At 36.3% G+C, this 15,637-nt stretch carries 11 protein-coding genes and 1 other annotated feature; of the genes, 9 read left to right on the top strand and 2 right to left on the bottom strand.

What is annotated here, in order from left to right:
• The first annotated feature begins 371 nt into the window (after positions 1-371).
• The 7 genes from CC92_RS0103775 (at position 372) to CC92_RS0103745 (ending at position 11,320) form a co-directional block, all read left to right on the top strand.
• Positions 372-3,584: a DEAD/DEAH box helicase gene (locus CC92_RS0103775; protein ID WP_029504380.1), complete on the top strand. Its 3,213-nt coding sequence runs from the start codon at positions 372-374 to the stop codon at positions 3,582-3,584.
• 319 nt (positions 3,585-3,903) lie between these two features.
• Positions 3,904-5,382: a sensor histidine kinase gene (locus CC92_RS0103770; protein WP_029504381.1), complete on the top strand. Its 1,479-nt coding sequence runs from the start codon at positions 3,904-3,906 to the stop codon at positions 5,380-5,382.
• A gap of 8 nt (positions 5,383-5,390) precedes the next feature.
• The gene (locus CC92_RS0103765; RefSeq protein ID WP_029504382.1) at positions 5,391-6,227 is read left to right on the top strand and encodes a response regulator transcription factor; all 837 of its coding nucleotides are present in this window, start codon (positions 5,391-5,393) and stop codon (positions 6,225-6,227) included.
• Between the two features lie 200 nt (positions 6,228-6,427).
• Complete coding sequence (locus CC92_RS0103760) at positions 6,428-7,957, top strand: sugar ABC transporter ATP-binding protein (RefSeq protein ID WP_029504383.1); 1,530 nt, start codon at positions 6,428-6,430, stop codon at positions 7,955-7,957.
• A 19-nt stretch (positions 7,958-7,976) separates the two neighbouring features.
• Positions 7,977-9,029: an ABC transporter permease gene (locus CC92_RS0103755; RefSeq protein WP_029504384.1), complete on the top strand. Its 1,053-nt coding sequence runs from the start codon at positions 7,977-7,979 to the stop codon at positions 9,027-9,029.
• A gap of 29 nt (positions 9,030-9,058) precedes the next feature.
• Positions 9,059-10,117 carry an ABC transporter substrate-binding protein gene (locus CC92_RS0103750; RefSeq protein WP_029504385.1) on the top strand — a complete coding sequence of 353 codons (1,059 nt, stop codon included), beginning with the start codon at positions 9,059-9,061 and terminating at the stop codon, positions 10,115-10,117.
• A gap of 186 nt (positions 10,118-10,303) precedes the next feature.
• Positions 10,304-11,320: a TRAP transporter substrate-binding protein gene (locus tag CC92_RS0103745; protein WP_029504387.1), complete on the top strand. Its 1,017-nt coding sequence runs from the start codon at positions 10,304-10,306 to the stop codon at positions 11,318-11,320.
• Positions 11,321-11,432: 112 nt separating this feature from the next.
• Here the strand turns inward: CC92_RS0103745 and CC92_RS0103740 are convergent, their stop codons facing one another.
• Together CC92_RS0103740 and tyrS are read right to left on the bottom strand one after the other, a co-directional pair.
• Positions 11,433-12,365, bottom strand: a complete 933-nt coding sequence (locus CC92_RS0103740; protein WP_029504388.1) for a hypothetical protein — start codon at positions 12,363-12,365, stop codon at positions 11,433-11,435.
• 24 nt (positions 12,366-12,389) lie between these two features.
• Entirely contained in the window at positions 12,390-13,622 is a 1,233-nt protein-coding gene (gene tyrS, locus CC92_RS0103735; RefSeq protein WP_029504389.1) for a tyrosine--tRNA ligase, read from the bottom strand.
• 431 nt (positions 13,623-14,053) lie between these two features.
• On the opposite strand from tyrS, the gene CC92_RS0103730 reads away from it, so the two are divergent.
• Together CC92_RS0103730 and CC92_RS0103725 are read left to right on the top strand one after the other, a co-directional pair.
• Positions 14,054-14,464: a hypothetical protein gene (locus CC92_RS0103730; protein ID WP_029504390.1), complete on the top strand. Its 411-nt coding sequence runs from the start codon at positions 14,054-14,056 to the stop codon at positions 14,462-14,464.
• Positions 14,465-14,585: 121 nt separating this feature from the next.
• Positions 14,586-15,113: a GNAT family N-acetyltransferase gene (locus CC92_RS0103725; RefSeq protein ID WP_029504391.1), complete on the top strand. Its 528-nt coding sequence runs from the start codon at positions 14,586-14,588 to the stop codon at positions 15,111-15,113.
• Between the two features lie 53 nt (positions 15,114-15,166).
• Positions 15,167-15,424: a binding site (T-box leader), on the top strand.
• Positions 15,425-15,637: the final 213 nt, after the last annotated feature.

Raw genomic sequence — 15,637 nt, 5'->3', positions numbered from 1 at the left:
ATCGATAGCGGAAAGAGTAAATCGAAAGAAAAAATGATTAGATAAAAAAATAGATTTCTGTGAAAGAGTGAGTAACTTAATGGAATCTTTGAAAGCCAAATGTTAGCTAAGATTCTATGGGTTACTTTCTTTATTTGTAATTTTCTTATTTAAACTGGGTATGATAACTTAGATATGATAGGATGTCTCGGTATTTTATTTTTAATTTGATATAGACTGACTGTAAGAAATTTGAAAGTATTATTCCAAGAAAATCAACAAAAAAGAAAAAACTAACACTACTTTCAACATTATTTCACAAAAAGAGGTACAATTCTATTAAAAACATGGTATAATAGTAAGATACCAAATTGCTTAGGAGGAAGGAAAATATGCTGCGATTATCTAGATCAGGGATACGTAACTTAGCAACAAGTGATCTCGTTTATTCCCGTGGCCTGCAGTATTATAAAAGCAACCGAGTGACAAATGCGACTTTCTCAAAATCCACAAACCAATATAAATTCCTTGTAAAAGGTAGTTACACCTATCAAGTTAGCATCACAGAGAAGGAAGATGGAGCATTTGATTATACCTGTAATTGCCCATCTCATTTGAAAGAAAAAGGAGCCTGCAAGCATGTGGTAGCAGGGCTGTTGTTTTTATTAAAGTATCAGGAAAAGTCAACAATGGAAGAACCAAGAACACCGGAAGAAAAACGTGCTTTTCAAGTTCTTGATTATTTTGCCAATCAAGATGACACTCATGCTGAGGGTGAAATCTTTAGAATAGTTCCAACCATAACCTTACCAACGATGTTACGCCAAGATTCTCAAAATGCACTACTTATGTTGCATGCTGGAAACAATCATATGTATAAGGTTCAATCGATAAAGAAATTTTTAAACGACTATTATACCAATCAAAACATCATTTTAGGTAAAGATTTTAAATTTATTGCTGGAGAAAGTGAGTTTGATAGAACTTCCAAAAAAGTGATGGAGTTTTTAATTGAAATCTTAGAAATACAGGAGCTAGTTGACAAAAGTTCCTATGCAAAACTTTTCTCAAAGCATCAGATGATTCTAACAAAAAATATGCTTTTAAAGTTACTTACATTACTTGGTACAAGCTCTTTTCGATTAGAGCTAAATCAAAAAATCTATGAGGACGTTAAGCATATCAATGCTAATCCTAATATCGCATACGAATTAGATGTCTATGAAGACAGTATACTACTTGACTATAAAGAGAAAGAGCCCGTCATCCCGTTATCCGAGGGTGGAGAGTTAATCTTTTATAATGGGTCTATTTTTACTCCCAACAAGCGTTTTATTAAAAATTATGTACCATTTTATAATACTTTGGGTCGCGAAAAAAAGCCTTTGGTTTTTCTAGGAGACAATAAACAGCGCTTCTTAGAGGAAGTATTACCGAAATTACACGAAACGATGGATATTGAGATACCGGAGAGTCTAAAAAGTAGGTACCTTACGCTACCGATGCAGGCATGTGTTTATCTTGACCGATATCATGGTGGAATTAAGGCGGAACTTAAGTTCCGTTATGGGGATTATGAATTTAACTGTTTTGAAAGCCCAAGAAGTGAGGAATTTATCATTGTTCGTAATAAAGAAGAAGAGTATGAGGTGATGCGTCTTCTGGAACAACTTGATTTTGAATCGCATAGTACATTCTATCATCTAAAGAACGATAATAGTATCTATGAATTCTTAACTGGTCGTATCCATGACTTACAAGCGGTAGCTTCGCTTTATTATTCAGATTCATTTAAAAAGTTAGGAATTAAAAATAGTAGCAGCTTCAAGGTTGGTCTAAGAATTAGCAATGATATCGATTTGCTGGAGATGGACTTAGAATCGGATGATATCCCACAAGAGGAGTTAAAAGCACTCTTTCGATCCTTTCAACTTAAGAAAAAATATTACCGCTTAAAAGATGGTAGTTTTATAAATCTTGAGGATGAGCAAATTGCAAAAATGTCAAATATCTTAGATGATTTGAATGTGTCTGCAAAAATCATTACGAATCAACCCATTAAGTTATCAAAGAATAAAGCCTTTTATTTGGAAGATGCCCTTAATGGCAGTAATCTGTATGTAGAAAAGAATGAGGACTTTACGAAACTTATTGATACCATTTTAAGTCCAGCCAAACGAGAGTATATTGTACCAAAACAGATTGATGCAACTCTAAGACCTTATCAGACTGTAGGTTATCAGTGGTTACGTTCGTTGTCTGATAATAACCTTGGTGGTATCTTAGCAGATGACATGGGACTTGGAAAGACATTACAATCCATTGTTTATATTGCTTCTATTCTGGAAGAAGATAAAAATGGAAATAAAAAATTCCTTATTGTCTGCCCTACTTCTTTGGTTTATAACTGGTTGGATGAATTTGAATCCTTTGCTCCTCACCTAAGAGCGGGAGTTGTTTCTGGAACCCCAGCAGAACGACAAGAAAGAATCGAACAAATAAAAGACTATGATGTATTGGTAACCTCATATCCACTGATACGAAGAGATATCAAGCATTATCAGGCGATTACTTTTCATACAGTGATTATAGATGAAGCACAGTTTATTAAAAACGCTGCTTCCATAAATGCACAATCTGTGAAATTATTAGATTCCTCTCATCGATTTGCACTAACTGGTACACCGATTGAAAATAGCTTATCCGAGTTGTGGTCAATCTTCGATTTTATCATGCCTGGTTATCTTATGACACATTCAAAGTTTGTAAATCAATATGAAAAACAGATTTTAAAAGAAGATACTGAAGCATTAGAGAATTTAAATCGTAGAATTCGTCCTTTTGTTCTGCGACGTATGAAGAAAGATGTACTAAATGATTTACCAGATAAATTAGAAGAGAAGATAGTAACTGAGATGACAGAAGAGCAGAAGAAAGTATATGTCTCTTATCTAGCAGAAATTAGAAATGATATCTATAGTGAGATTGCCACAAAAGGCATTGAAAAAAGTCAGATGAAGATTTTAGCGGCCCTTACAAGACTGCGTCAAATTTGTTGTCATCCATCCACCTTTTTAGAACAATATGATGGTGGAAGCGGTAAACTTGAATTGCTGTTAGAAGTTATTGAGGAAGCATTGGCAAATGATCATCGTATTCTTATATTCTCGCAGTTTACCTCGATGTTAAAGATTATGGAGGAGGAATTAAAGAAGCTTTCGATTCCATATTTTTACCTGGAGGGTAGTACCTCAATTTCAGAGCGTAATGACTATGTAAAGCGGTTTAATGCAGGAGAAGGGTCTATCTTCTTAATCTCTTTGAAAGCTGGTGGTACTGGTCTAAACTTAGTTGGCGCAGATACCGTAATTCATTATGATCCATGGTGGAATCCAGCGGTGGAAGAGCAGGCAACTGATCGTGTATATCGAATCGGACAGAAGAATAATGTACATGTTATTAAGCTGCTTACTAAGAATACCATTGAGGAGAAAATCTTTAAGCTACAGAAAAAGAAAAAGGAATTGTCAGATGCTATTATCCAGTCAAAAGAAGTATTTATCAATACACTAACGAAAGAAGAGCTGGAAGAAATCTTTTCCTAATTCATGATAAGTGAAAAAAATATTGCGAATATTTTAGACATATGCAATAACACAACCCGTAGACGAGATACGTTCCGTATGACGTTTACGGGTTGTGTTGTATGAGTTGTTATTGATTTATTATAATTTTTGTAATGAAAATAGAAATTATTAGAAAAGTAGAGTTTTTTTGATGTAATTTCACATATGTTGAAAAATAAAATATCGTATGATACACTTAGGACGATGAAACGATAGGATTACATAGTTAAATTAGATAGGGTATTAGTAGAAACAAATTTACCGTAGGGATTGAAAACTAGAATGGGGAAAGTAGACAATGATAAAGCGGTTCATGAAACACTGGTACAAGCTATCCATGAAAAAGAAGATGTACACCATAATCAGTGTTATAGGATTGATGATGGTAATTACGATAATACTCAATGTCAAAGTAATGTATGTCTTTGTGGATAATGTCAAGCAATTAATGGATGATAATCTTTCAAGTTATAAATTACAGGAAGCCATGGGAGAAGAAGTAGATGCTTTTTCAGTCCTCGTTCAAAATCGTACGGAAGAGAATGAATCCTTATATCAAATGGCTTGTAGGAATATGAAAAATCGTTTGGAAACTATGAACTATGACTATGAACAGATAGGAGAAGAACGATACGCGATTTTATGGAACATACGGAATTCTTATGAAGTATATGAAAAACAGAGAAATAAGTTTATCATCATGGGTTTTGACGATCCGGATTATATTACGGAGCTATATAAGACCTATCAGATGCAGGAATACCTAGAGATGTATACCAAACGTTTCACTGGTGAAGTTATAGACAGCAGTGCAAATTATTATGAGGAACAGATACCGTTATTGAAATGGATGCCATATGTTTTAAGTGTGATCTCTCTTATGGCAGTAGTCGGATTGTTTTTATTGTTTCGACTTATGACAAAAGCGATTCTGCAAACTTTATCTCAACTAGTTAAGGTATCGAGGGGAATTGAGAAGAATGATTTTACCATGCCGGATGTAGCTTGGAGCTGTCAAGATGAGATAGGGGAACTGGTCTATTCTTTTAATAAAATGAAACATGCCACCAAAGATTATGTGCGTACACTGGAAGAAAAACGAAGTGTTGAGGAAAAACTATACCAGCAAGAACTGGAAAAAGCCAATTTGGAACAACGTTTTTCCTTCGCTCAGCTCCAACTTATTAAAAGTCAGTTAAAACCACATTTTCTATTTAATACGCTAAATATGATTACTCGTATGGCTCAGATGGAAGAAGCACCAGTATCAGAGGAGATGCTAATTGCGTTAAGTAATCTGTTACGATACAGTCTTAGGACTACGGAGCCATTTACTCCGTTAGACCAGGAGATTAAGGTGTTACGAGACTATATGTATATTCAGAAAATGAGATTTGGAGAGCGCATCACATGGGATATTCAATGTGAAGTCACGGCTAGCGAAATAGAAGTGCCAATATTTTTAATTCAGCCGTTGGTGGAAAATTCAATCATTCATGGTTTATCTTCGAAGGAGGATGGAGGTAAAGTTGCTGTTAAGATTACTAGCGATGGTGAAATCATAACGATATTGGTAGAGGACACCGGAGCTGGAATGGAGGAGGATAAATTACAACAGATAAGGGAATCAATGAAAGAGAGAGGAAGAGGAGTTGGAATTGGACTCGGTAATATTTATCGAAGAATTTCAGCTTATTATGAACAGGGAGAGGTAACTGTTGACAGTTTGCCGGGCAGCGGCACCACAGTCAAAGTTAGCTTTGGGAGGAGGAAGTAGTTAAGTCTATGTACCGAATATTAATTGCGGAAGATGAACTCATTGAGCGAACAGTGCTCAAAAAAACACTACAAAAGAAATTTGGTGAAAGCTGTGAGGTATTAGAGGCTGAGAATGGGAGAGAAGCATTACAAATCTTTCATAGTACAGAGATACACGTTGTAATACTTGATATTGAGATGCCAGGAATCAAAGGAATTGAAGTTGCTGAAATTATGAGAAAGGAAAAGAAGGGATTTTGTATCATTTTCTTAACTGCATATGACAAATTTGAATATGCTAAAAGAGCAATTGCGGTTCGTGCCATGGAGTATCTCTTAAAACCATACTCTGATAGAGAACTGATAGGAGTAGTAGAAGAGGCACTTCATTTATTTCATAAACAAGGTGAGAATGAAAAAGAGAATGATACGCAGAGAGAACTAGAAGAAAATTATTTCATGGAGGCCAGTCAGACAATAGAGAATGAGAGTGATGGCTCCTATGCAGAGCCAGAAGAAGGAAATCTAACTAGACTCAGTGTTTTAGTCTCCATGGTAGAGGATTACATAAGAAACAACTATAGAAAAGAAATAACCATGCAGGATGCAGCGCGAGCAATCAATTACTCCGAGCCGTATTTTTGTAAGATGTTCAAGCAACAGTTTGGACAAAACTTTACCGCTTATCTGAAAGAATTCCGTGTAGAGGAAGCAAAAAAATTATTGCACCAGCCAGACGTTAATGTAAAAGAAATCGGGAAACGTGTTGGCTACCCTGACTCCAATTATTTTGCAAGAGTCTTCAGGGGAATCACAGGAGAAAGTCCTACCGAGTATCGAATGCGATTTTTAAAACAGTTATAAAATACAAAAATACCATTTCTATAATGTGAAGTGGTATTTTTTTTGTGCAATTTCCCGAAGAAAAGTAATTATGTACTAAGTATGATAAAATTATGCGCTATGAATCACAAAATTGCACAACTATAATAATATTGTACAAAAGATCACCGAGAAAATTAGTAAAAGAGAAAAAGAACAACAAAAGGAAAGGAGGACGGAATATGGCAGAGGAACTATTTCGCATGGAGGGCATCAGTAAAAGCTTCCCTGGAGTAAAGGCATTGGAAAAGGTATCAATGAACGTATACAAAGGTGAAGTGTTAGGACTTGTTGGTGAAAATGGCGCTGGTAAATCCACACTGATGAAGATTTTGTCCGGTGTATATCGGGCAGACGAAGGAGAAATATTCATAGAGGGAGAAAAGGTGGTCATAGATTCCGTCAGCAAAGCCCATGAACTTGGGGTGAGCATTATTATGCAGGAACTAAACATGTGCGGTCATCTAAGCGTTGCAGATAATATCTTCATCGGACGAACACATAAAAAGGGACTGTTCATTGACGATAAAAAGATGCACCAAGAAGCAAAGAAAATTTTAGATGATCTTGGAATTGATATTTCTACGTATGACTGTGTGGGAAATTTAAGTGTTGCTAAACAACAGATGGTAGAAATCGCAAAAGCAATCAGTTTTAATTCTAAAATTTTGGTACTGGATGAGCCAACAGCAACTCTTACGGAAAGAGAAATCGATCAATTATTCGAGATTATTCAGAGACTTAAGGCAAAAGGGGTTGGAATGGTCTACATATCCCATCGTATGGCAGAGCTGAATAGAATCTGTGAGAGAGTAACTATTATCCGTGATGGTCAGTACATAGGAACTAGAAATCTGAATGAAATTACCATGGATGAATTAGTTAATATGATTGTTGGTCGTTCCCTGGAGGATAAGTATCCAAAACATAAAAGAACAATTGGAGACGTTGTATTAGAGGCGAAAAACGTTCGTCGAGGTACAAAAGTGAATGCAGATCACTTCTTTGTTAGAAAGGGTGAGATTCTTGGGATATCCGGACTGGTAGGTGCAGGACGTACCGAATTGATGCGTTGTATCTTTGGAGCAGATCGTCCAGATAGTATGGAACTGTGGCTGGATGGAAAAGAAGTAAAAATACGTTCGGTTATTCAGGCGATTAAGAATGGGATAGGTTATGCTACCGAGGATAGAAAAAGAGATGGTTTAGCTCTTGGGCTCGATATCAAATACAATACCAATATGGCACACTTGCAGCAGATAAGTAATCTTGGGTTCATTAATGATCGTGCAGGAGAAAAAAATGCACAGAAATATGTTGAGTTATTACGTACCAAAACCCCGGGGATTCATCAGCTATGCCGTAATCTATCCGGTGGTAATCAGCAAAAAGTGGTGTTAGCGAAGTGGCTTTGTAATGATGTCAAGGTATTGATTGTAGATGAACCGACCAGAGGTATTGATGTAGGTGCAAAATATGAGGTATATGAGTTATTTAATAAACTAAGCGATCAAGGGGTAGCTATTATTATGATATCTTCAGAACTACCAGAGATTCTTGGTATGAGTGATAGGATATTGGTAATACATCAGGGAGAAATCAATGGTGAACTAGATGCTAAGACAGCAACTCAAGAACAGATTCTATATCTTGCAGCTGGATATAACAAACTGGAAGGCAAGCCGGCACCAACCTTATCGGCCGCTAACTGATAGAAAGGATGAAGAAAAGATGATGATCGCAAAACAAAAAGAAAGCACAGCAAAAGGATATGCATCATTTAGCAGATTAGGTGCTGCTACAAAGCGTGCAATATACTCCTTAGGTATATTAATCATGCTGTTTATAGTTTTCTCCATATTAAATCCAAATAAATTTTTGGCAGTAGGAAATCTACAGAATCTGCTACAGCAAATAGTAACCTATACCATCATTGGATGTGGACTTACCTTCTGCTTGGTATGTGGTGGAAACGATTTATCTGCGGGTGCTTCCATGGCGTTATCTGGAATTATTATGGTAAGTTTATTAACTGCAGGACTTCCACTTTGGTTATGTATTGTCCTATGTTTGGGTATGGGGCTGTTAACCGGTGTTATGAATGGGTTTTTTATTGAAATTTTAGGAGTGGTACCTTTTGTCGCTACTTTAGCAACCCAATGGGTTTACCGAGGAATGGCAAACGTTATAGTAAATGGTGCTCCATTATATGCAAGAGATATTCCATCCGAGGCAGTAAGAGATCAGTTTTACATACTAGGTGGTGGACGTATTGGTGGAAATGGTCTTCCATACAGTGTAATTATTACATTAACTTATGCAGTAATCCTTGGTATTGTTTTAGCAAAAAGTCGTATTGGTCGTCAGATTTATGCATGTGGCTCTAACCTTGAGGCAGCAAAATTATCCGGTATCAATGCAGTAAAAACACGTATGTTTGCTTATTGTATCTCTGGTTTATCAGCAGCTATTTGTGGTATCTTAGTTGCTTCCAGACTTTCTAGTGCACAGCCAACCGCAGGTAATGGTTATGAGATGGAGGCTATTGCAGCATCCGTACTCGGTGGTATTGCCATTTCTGGTGGAGAAGGTACTATTTTAAATACAATTATTGGTGCACTTATGATGGGCGTTATCCGTAATGGGTTGAATTTAAACGGTGTCAATTCCTTCTGGCAACAGGTGATTGTAGGTTTTATTCTTCTTATTGCGGTAGCATCCCAGACGGCTAACAAGAGTGGTCATCTGGACAATATAAAACGATTTTTCGGTATGAAAAAATAAACCGAAGGGAAAAAGGGAGGTATTATTCAATGAAAAAGGCAACAGCATTATTCATGGCAATGGCATTGATGGTTGCAAGTTTAACTGGGTGTGGCAAGTCCTCAGAACCTACTGGAAACAAGGACGTAGCAACTGCAACAAAAGCACCAGAGGCAGGCTCGGAAACAAACGAGGTAGACAACAGCGGAAAAACTATTTATGTCATTGTTAAAGTTCTTGGAAATCAGTATTGGAGTGTTTTACAGGCAGGCGCAGAGCAAGCCGGCAAGGATCTTGGATGTAACGTTGTAGTAGTAGGTACTGCTCTTGAGTCAGATATCGAAGGACAGTTAACCTTATTACAGAATGCAGTTTCAGCTCAAGCAGATGGTATCGTTATAGCACCACTTGATAGCGTTTCTCTTGACGCACCAATCACAGAGGCTTATAATTCAGGTATACCAGTAGTATTAGTTGATACCGTAATTAGTAGCGATAACTATAGCGCAGCATTTTTAACAAATAATGTAGAAGCAGGAAAAGCTGCAGCAGAAGCTTTAATTGCACAAATGAGAAAAGCTGGTGTCTCTGAAACAGAAGAAGCTCAGGTTGCTGTTCAAGTTGGTGCTTCTGGTTCTCAGACAATCAATGACCGAGTAAAAGGTTTTAACGAGTTTTGGAGTGCAAATGCTCCAGCAAGCTGGTCTGTATTAAATGATGATATTAAAGTAAACGAAGGCGATATCAGTAAGGCGGTAGGTTTCTGTCAGGATTTCATTACAACTTATCCAAAGTTAAAGGCAGTTTTTGGCCCTAACAATGGTTCTACCGTAGGATTTGTTACCGGTATCACAGAAGCAAAGAGAACTGATATATCCATGGTTGGTTTTGATTTCTCTGCAGAGATTGAAACTATGATTCGTAGTGGAGAATATAATACAGTTTCTGTAGTACAGCGTCAGTATTTCATGGGATATGACGGTGTGAAAGCAGCACTCGATTTATCCAATGGAAAAGCTGTCGAAGAAAAGAAAGTGGATACTGGTGTAATCATTGTTGACAAAGATAATGTGGATTCTGAGGCAGTATTATCTGTAATTAATCCTTGATGAGAATTTTATCACAATAGATAAGCCATAGGTTTTCTGACTCGAATAGAATGGATGTAAAAGTTATCCAGATACTTCATATAATTGAATTATGAACCAAAACGCCCTCTGGAATACTGGAAGGCGTTTTGGTGATTAAACGGAGGTTGCTTTTTGTTCCTAAGAAAGGTATGGGTGTGTTGCTTAATGAAAAGGAAGAAAGTCCTTGTAGCCTTAGGGGGAATTGTAATTGTCTTAGGAGTTACATGGTTTCTATGCCAGAAAAAAGAAGGTGCGTCAACTATCACTCCAGAATATGTGTTTACATATGCAGAAAATCAGGTAGAAAACTATCCAACGACGCAAGGGGCATATAAATTCGCTGAATTGGTATATGCAAAAACCAATGGAAGAATTAAGATCAAAGTTCATCCTGGAGGAGAATTGGGGGATGAAGTTTCTGTTATCAAGCAAATTCAATATGGTGGAATTGATTTTGCAAGAGTTTCTATCATGACTCTAAGTGAAACAGTTCCAATGTTCAATGTATTACAACTTCCTTATCTATATGACAGCTCGGATGACATGTGGAGAATACTTGATGGTGACATTGGTCAGGAATTTATGGATAGTCTGGAAGATTATAAGATGGAAGCATTATCCTGGTACGATGCTGGTGCCAGACATATTTATACTACCGATAAAAAGATCACCCGTTTGGAGGATATGGCAGGTTTACGCATCCGAATTGCCGAGTCGCAACTTATGGATGCTTTATTAAAAGGCTTGGGAGCAGTACCAGTCCCAATGGCGTATTCGGAAGTTTATTCTGCTTTGGAAACTGGAAAAATTGATGGTGCTGAGAATAATTTACCTTCCTATGAATCTATGAAACATTATAAAGTGGCAAATTATATAACGTTAGATGGGCACAATAGAATTCCTGAACTTCAGGTTGCATCCTTATCAACGTGGAATAAATTATCCGAACAAGACCAAGATATTATTAAGTCCTGTGCCAAAGAATCAGCTGAGTATGAACGGATGTTATGGAAAAATCAAGAAAAAACATCGAAGAGAATTGTAGAAAGTTCAGGTTGTACCATAACAGAATTAAGTGAGGATGAGATCAAACGATTTAGGGAAGCTGTGATGCCAATTTATAAGGAAATATGTGGACCATATACGGACTTGATAGATAAGATACTCACAAGTAAAGAATGATAATTCTCTAGGTTTAGGGAGAATGACTTAAATACTGTTATGACAAGAAAGAAGCAATGCACCATAGCTTAGAATGCTATGGAACATTGCTCCTTTTTTAAAGGAAGAATCGTTATTCATCAAAATGATTATTATAAAATTCTTCTACAAGGTAATCAAGAAATGCAGCATCTATGGTACCAAACTCACTTATAACCATGGATTTAATGCCTTCCATTGTCTTAATAAAGTTTGCTTCCTCACTAAGATTCTTATCCTTCATAGAGAGAATTACGTGCTCTGTTATATTATCTTCTAGGTAGCGATTGATTTTAGTTGTCTTTTCCTCTTCCTCAATTGCTTCTTTCGCGGTCTTTTTTGCTCTTGTTACGGAGTTGGCTCCGATGGCTATAAAGCCCAGGAATAAACAAGTCATAACAATATAAGCAAGTGTTCCATTGATGATACTTATGATACCAGTTACATTTAGAATAACAAGAATGATGCCACCAATACCAAAGGCAAAGAATGTAATCGCAGTGGAACGAAGCTCCTTACTCTTCTCTGATTTTTTCTCATAAGCTCCCCCGTCATACATCATAGAGGTAATCTTTTCTTTTTCTTCTTCCTCTTGTTGTGATTGTAGAAGGGAAGACGTAGGTGAATCTTCCTCGAAGCTTAAAAGATTATCTGTGTCCTCCTCTACCTCTTGTGAAAGATTAGTAAGAGGTACTTCAGTGTCCAAAGTTTTCTTATTTGCATCCTTTTCCAATGATTCTAATTCTACCGTATAGAAAGCATTAAAAGCCTTCTTTGCCTTCTTTAACTCATTTTCATGAACATAAACCGGATAGCAATCCTCCTCATTGGAATATTCATAATAGCTTTCAAAATTAGAGTAAGATAAATACTGTACTAGTTTTTTAGCAACCTCTTCCTTATCGATGGGACAAAGGACTACGTAGTCGGATACTTCTTCTAAGTTTTCAACAAGTTCTTTACCGCAATCACTACATACTGTAATTCCTTCGCGGTATTCTGTTTTACATTCCGGACACCAAGGCATTTAAGACCCCTCCAATTTTAGTTTTTATTCCGCACGGAATAAGTGATAAGCTTTTTTACCTTTCTTTACAAGTAATGCTCCATCGGAGTTAAAATCATTCGATGTGAACTTACGTGCAAAATCAGTTACTTTAACATCATTTACAGAAACTCCGCCTTGTTCAATATTTCTTCTGGCATCAGAACGGGAAGTAGCGAGTTTCGCATCTATCATCATAGTAATTAAGTCAATGCCTTCTTCAAATGCAGTGGCTGGATAGGTAGTAGTTGGCATATGCTCGCTGGTAACACCGCCTGCAAACAGACTCTTAGCAGCTTCCTGTGCTTTCTTTGCTTCTTCCTCACCATGAACAATCTTAGTGATTTCATAAGCAAGTACCTCTTTGGCATGATTAATTTCAGCACCTTCTAATGCACCTAGGCGGCGCACCTCATCCATAGGTAGGAAGGTTAGTAAACCAAGACATTCCTCTACTTTTACATCTTCAATGTTTCTCCAGTATTGATAGAACTCATAAGGTGAAGTCTTCTCAGGATTTAGCCATACGGCACCTTTCATTGTTTTTCCCATTTTAAGTCCTTCACTGGTAGTTAAGAGCTTAAAGGTTAAACCAAAAGCTGGTGCTTGTTCTTTACGACGGATTAAGTCTACACCACCAAGAATATTAGACCACTGATCATTGCCACCTAACTGTAAATTACAGCCGTATTTTTTATAAAGCACCCAGAAGTCATAGGATTGCATTAACATGTAGTTGAATTCGAAGAAGGTTAATCCTTTTTCCATTCTTTGCTTATAACATTCCGCAGTAAGCATTTTGTTTACGGAGAAATGAACTCCGATTTCACGTAAGAACTCTACGTAGTTTAGATTTAGTAACCAATCAGCGTTATTTGCAATAATCGCGTTGTCGTTATTAAAATCAATGAACTTAGATAACTGCTCTTGAAAGCACTGCGCATTGTGATCGATGGTTTCACGTGTCATCATACTACGCATATCTGATTTTCCGGTAGGGTCACCAATCATAGTGGTACCGCCACCAAGTAATGCGATTGGTCTGTGACCAGCACGTTGCATATGCATCATTGCCATAACTGTTAAGAAATGACCTGCTGTTAAACTGTCTGCTGTAGCATCAAAACCAATATAAAAAGTTACTTTTTCCTTTCCAAGTAACTCTTTTATTTCTGCTTCGTGAGTCGCTTGCTCAATAAATCCGCGCTCTAAGAGTACGTCATATACATTTTCTGACATAATCTTTCCTCCTATTTCAGTGATTTGTATTGATTCACACGATTTAAAGTTTGTATCAAGAAAAGTGTATTTTGAGAACATTTTCTTGTCATGAATAAAATTAGGTTGTCCATCCTAAACTTTTCTGTGCAATCTAGTGACATTTTGTCACAAACTACCTAACATTATAAATGATTTATATTTATTTTTCAATGAAATTTGGGATAGGTATATGTTTTATTCAAAGAAAATAATACAAGGAGTATCAAATCTCTTCCCGAGTACGAGTGGAGGTCATATAATTCTTTGTATTCCTGTAAACTTATGGTATACTAAATAAGAAATATATGGGAGTTAGTACTGTTTTTAGTCTTGGTTATTGATTGAATTGTATCGTGTAAATTTTGAATCTTACCAAGAAGATGGGGCTTTAAGATAGGAGGTATCGCTAGATGTTAAAAAAGAAAAAAGGTTCTTTAAAATGTAAAGACATTATTATGTTAGTATTCTTAATTTTAGTTATTAGCATTGTTATCTTATGGAAGCCATTAAGATTTGATCGTTTTTCGTTGATACCAAGTAGAATTGATTGGGTTGATTGTATTAAGATAAACGATAAGAAGTATTATAATAATACATTTCCGAGAGAAGAAATTGATTCATCGGAGGTTGGAGAGAAGCTTGGTAAAGTAAAATTTGTTGTATCTGAAAAAGTGAGTAATTCTAGTTATAAATTTCGGAATTTCGATGCAAGTTATTTAGAAAAGGGTACAAACATTTATAAAGTCTTAAATAATGAGGATTTAATTGCAGTAGAAATTGATGGGAAATATTATAGATATGAATATAAATTGTATAAGTAAGAAGGAATTATGAGAGGGATAAAAGTTTTGAGAAATAAGAGTTTGATGAAAGAAATGATTTTAAATTAGATACCTTAACTATAGAAGACTTAAGTATGTGCACAAGGTTGGAGGTTGCTATATGGTGTGGAAAGAACTTAGAGAAGAGGAAATTGAGCTAAAGTTATTTGAAAATTTTGAACGTTATCAACAAGTAACAAAGTGCTGGAGAAAAATAGAAGGCGAATGGGTTATAAAAGAGATTGCATTTTTGGAACAATGGGGAGAAGAAGAGTATAAAACGCTTGTATCTTGCCTTAGAAATACTGTTTCGACGGGTGGCGTTGTATTTGGAGTATTTATTGATGATTGCCTAAAAGGGTTTGCTTCGGTTGAACATGATTATCTAGGATGTAAGAAAGAATACATGGATTTGTCCTGTATTCATGCATCCGCAGATCAAAGAGGGAAGGGGATAGGAAGACTTTTATTTCATCTTTGTGCGGACTGGGCAAAAAAACATGGTGCGAAAAAATTATATATCTCAGCCCATTCTTCTGTAGAGTCACAGGCATTTTATAAAGCTATGGGATGTAGAGAGGCAGAAGAATATAATAAGGAGCATGTAGAAAAAGAACCATGCGATTGTCAATTGGAGTTTGTATTATAATATAACATTGACAATGCAATAATTTTTTGCTAAGATAAGGAAAATTATAACAGACAAAGGTTATGAAAAGAGGAGTAAGTATTGTTTGACTGTTTCAGAGAGTCTCAGTTTGGTGGAATGAGACACAGCTACAATACCGAAAAAAGACTTGGAACTGCGTACCGACTGCATAAATAATTATGCTGAGACTACGATGGGAGTGCCCATTACAGCACCAGAGTATCGATGAAAATCCGTACTTGTAAAGGCTTATTTTGTAAAGAATAAGTGAATTAAGGTGGTAACACGTGATGTTTAATCTCGTCCTTTTGTGAGGGCGGGATTTTTTTTGTTTATGATAAGGTAAAGTTCACTGACAAGGTAAAGTTCACTGACAAGGTAAAGTTCACTGACAAGGTAAAGACCACGAAGCGTGCTTTTTTTGTATATGGCAAGGTTAAAGTTTGCTAAGCGTGTTTTTATTGATATGCCAAGAAGAGTTTGCAAAGTGTACATTTCTTATTCTAAAAGAAGGATTAAAATCA

It is taken from the genome of Lachnoclostridium phytofermentans (assembly GCF_000733755.1).
Lineage (GTDB): Bacteria > Bacillota > Clostridia > Lachnospirales > Lachnospiraceae > Lachnoclostridium > Lachnoclostridium phytofermentans_A.
This window is presented reverse-complemented; position numbering and strand designations above follow the sequence as displayed.

Coding starts and splice junctions, on each gene's coding strand:
- CC92_RS0103755 (WP_029504384.1), top strand. CDS start 7,977: ATGATGATCGCAAAACAAAAAGAAAGCACAGCAAAAGGATATGCATCA.
- CC92_RS0103730 (WP_029504390.1), top strand. CDS start 14,054: ATGTTAAAAAAGAAAAAAGGTTCTTTAAAATGTAAAGACATTATTATG.
- CC92_RS0103770 (WP_029504381.1), top strand. CDS start 3,904: ATGATAAAGCGGTTCATGAAACACTGGTACAAGCTATCCATGAAAAAG.
- CC92_RS0103775 (WP_029504380.1), top strand. CDS start 372: ATGCTGCGATTATCTAGATCAGGGATACGTAACTTAGCAACAAGTGAT.
- CC92_RS0103740 (WP_029504388.1), bottom strand. CDS start 12,365: ATGCCTTGGTGTCCGGAATGTAAAACAGAATACCGCGAAGGAATTACA.
- tyrS (WP_029504389.1), bottom strand. CDS start 13,622: ATGTCAGAAAATGTATATGACGTACTCTTAGAGCGCGGATTTATTGAG.
- CC92_RS0103725 (WP_029504391.1), top strand. CDS start 14,586: ATGGTGTGGAAAGAACTTAGAGAAGAGGAAATTGAGCTAAAGTTATTT.
- CC92_RS0103765 (WP_029504382.1), top strand. CDS start 5,391: ATGTACCGAATATTAATTGCGGAAGATGAACTCATTGAGCGAACAGTG.
- CC92_RS0103760 (WP_029504383.1), top strand. CDS start 6,428: ATGGCAGAGGAACTATTTCGCATGGAGGGCATCAGTAAAAGCTTCCCT.
- CC92_RS0103745 (WP_029504387.1), top strand. CDS start 10,304: ATGAAAAGGAAGAAAGTCCTTGTAGCCTTAGGGGGAATTGTAATTGTC.
- CC92_RS0103750 (WP_029504385.1), top strand. CDS start 9,059: ATGAAAAAGGCAACAGCATTATTCATGGCAATGGCATTGATGGTTGCA.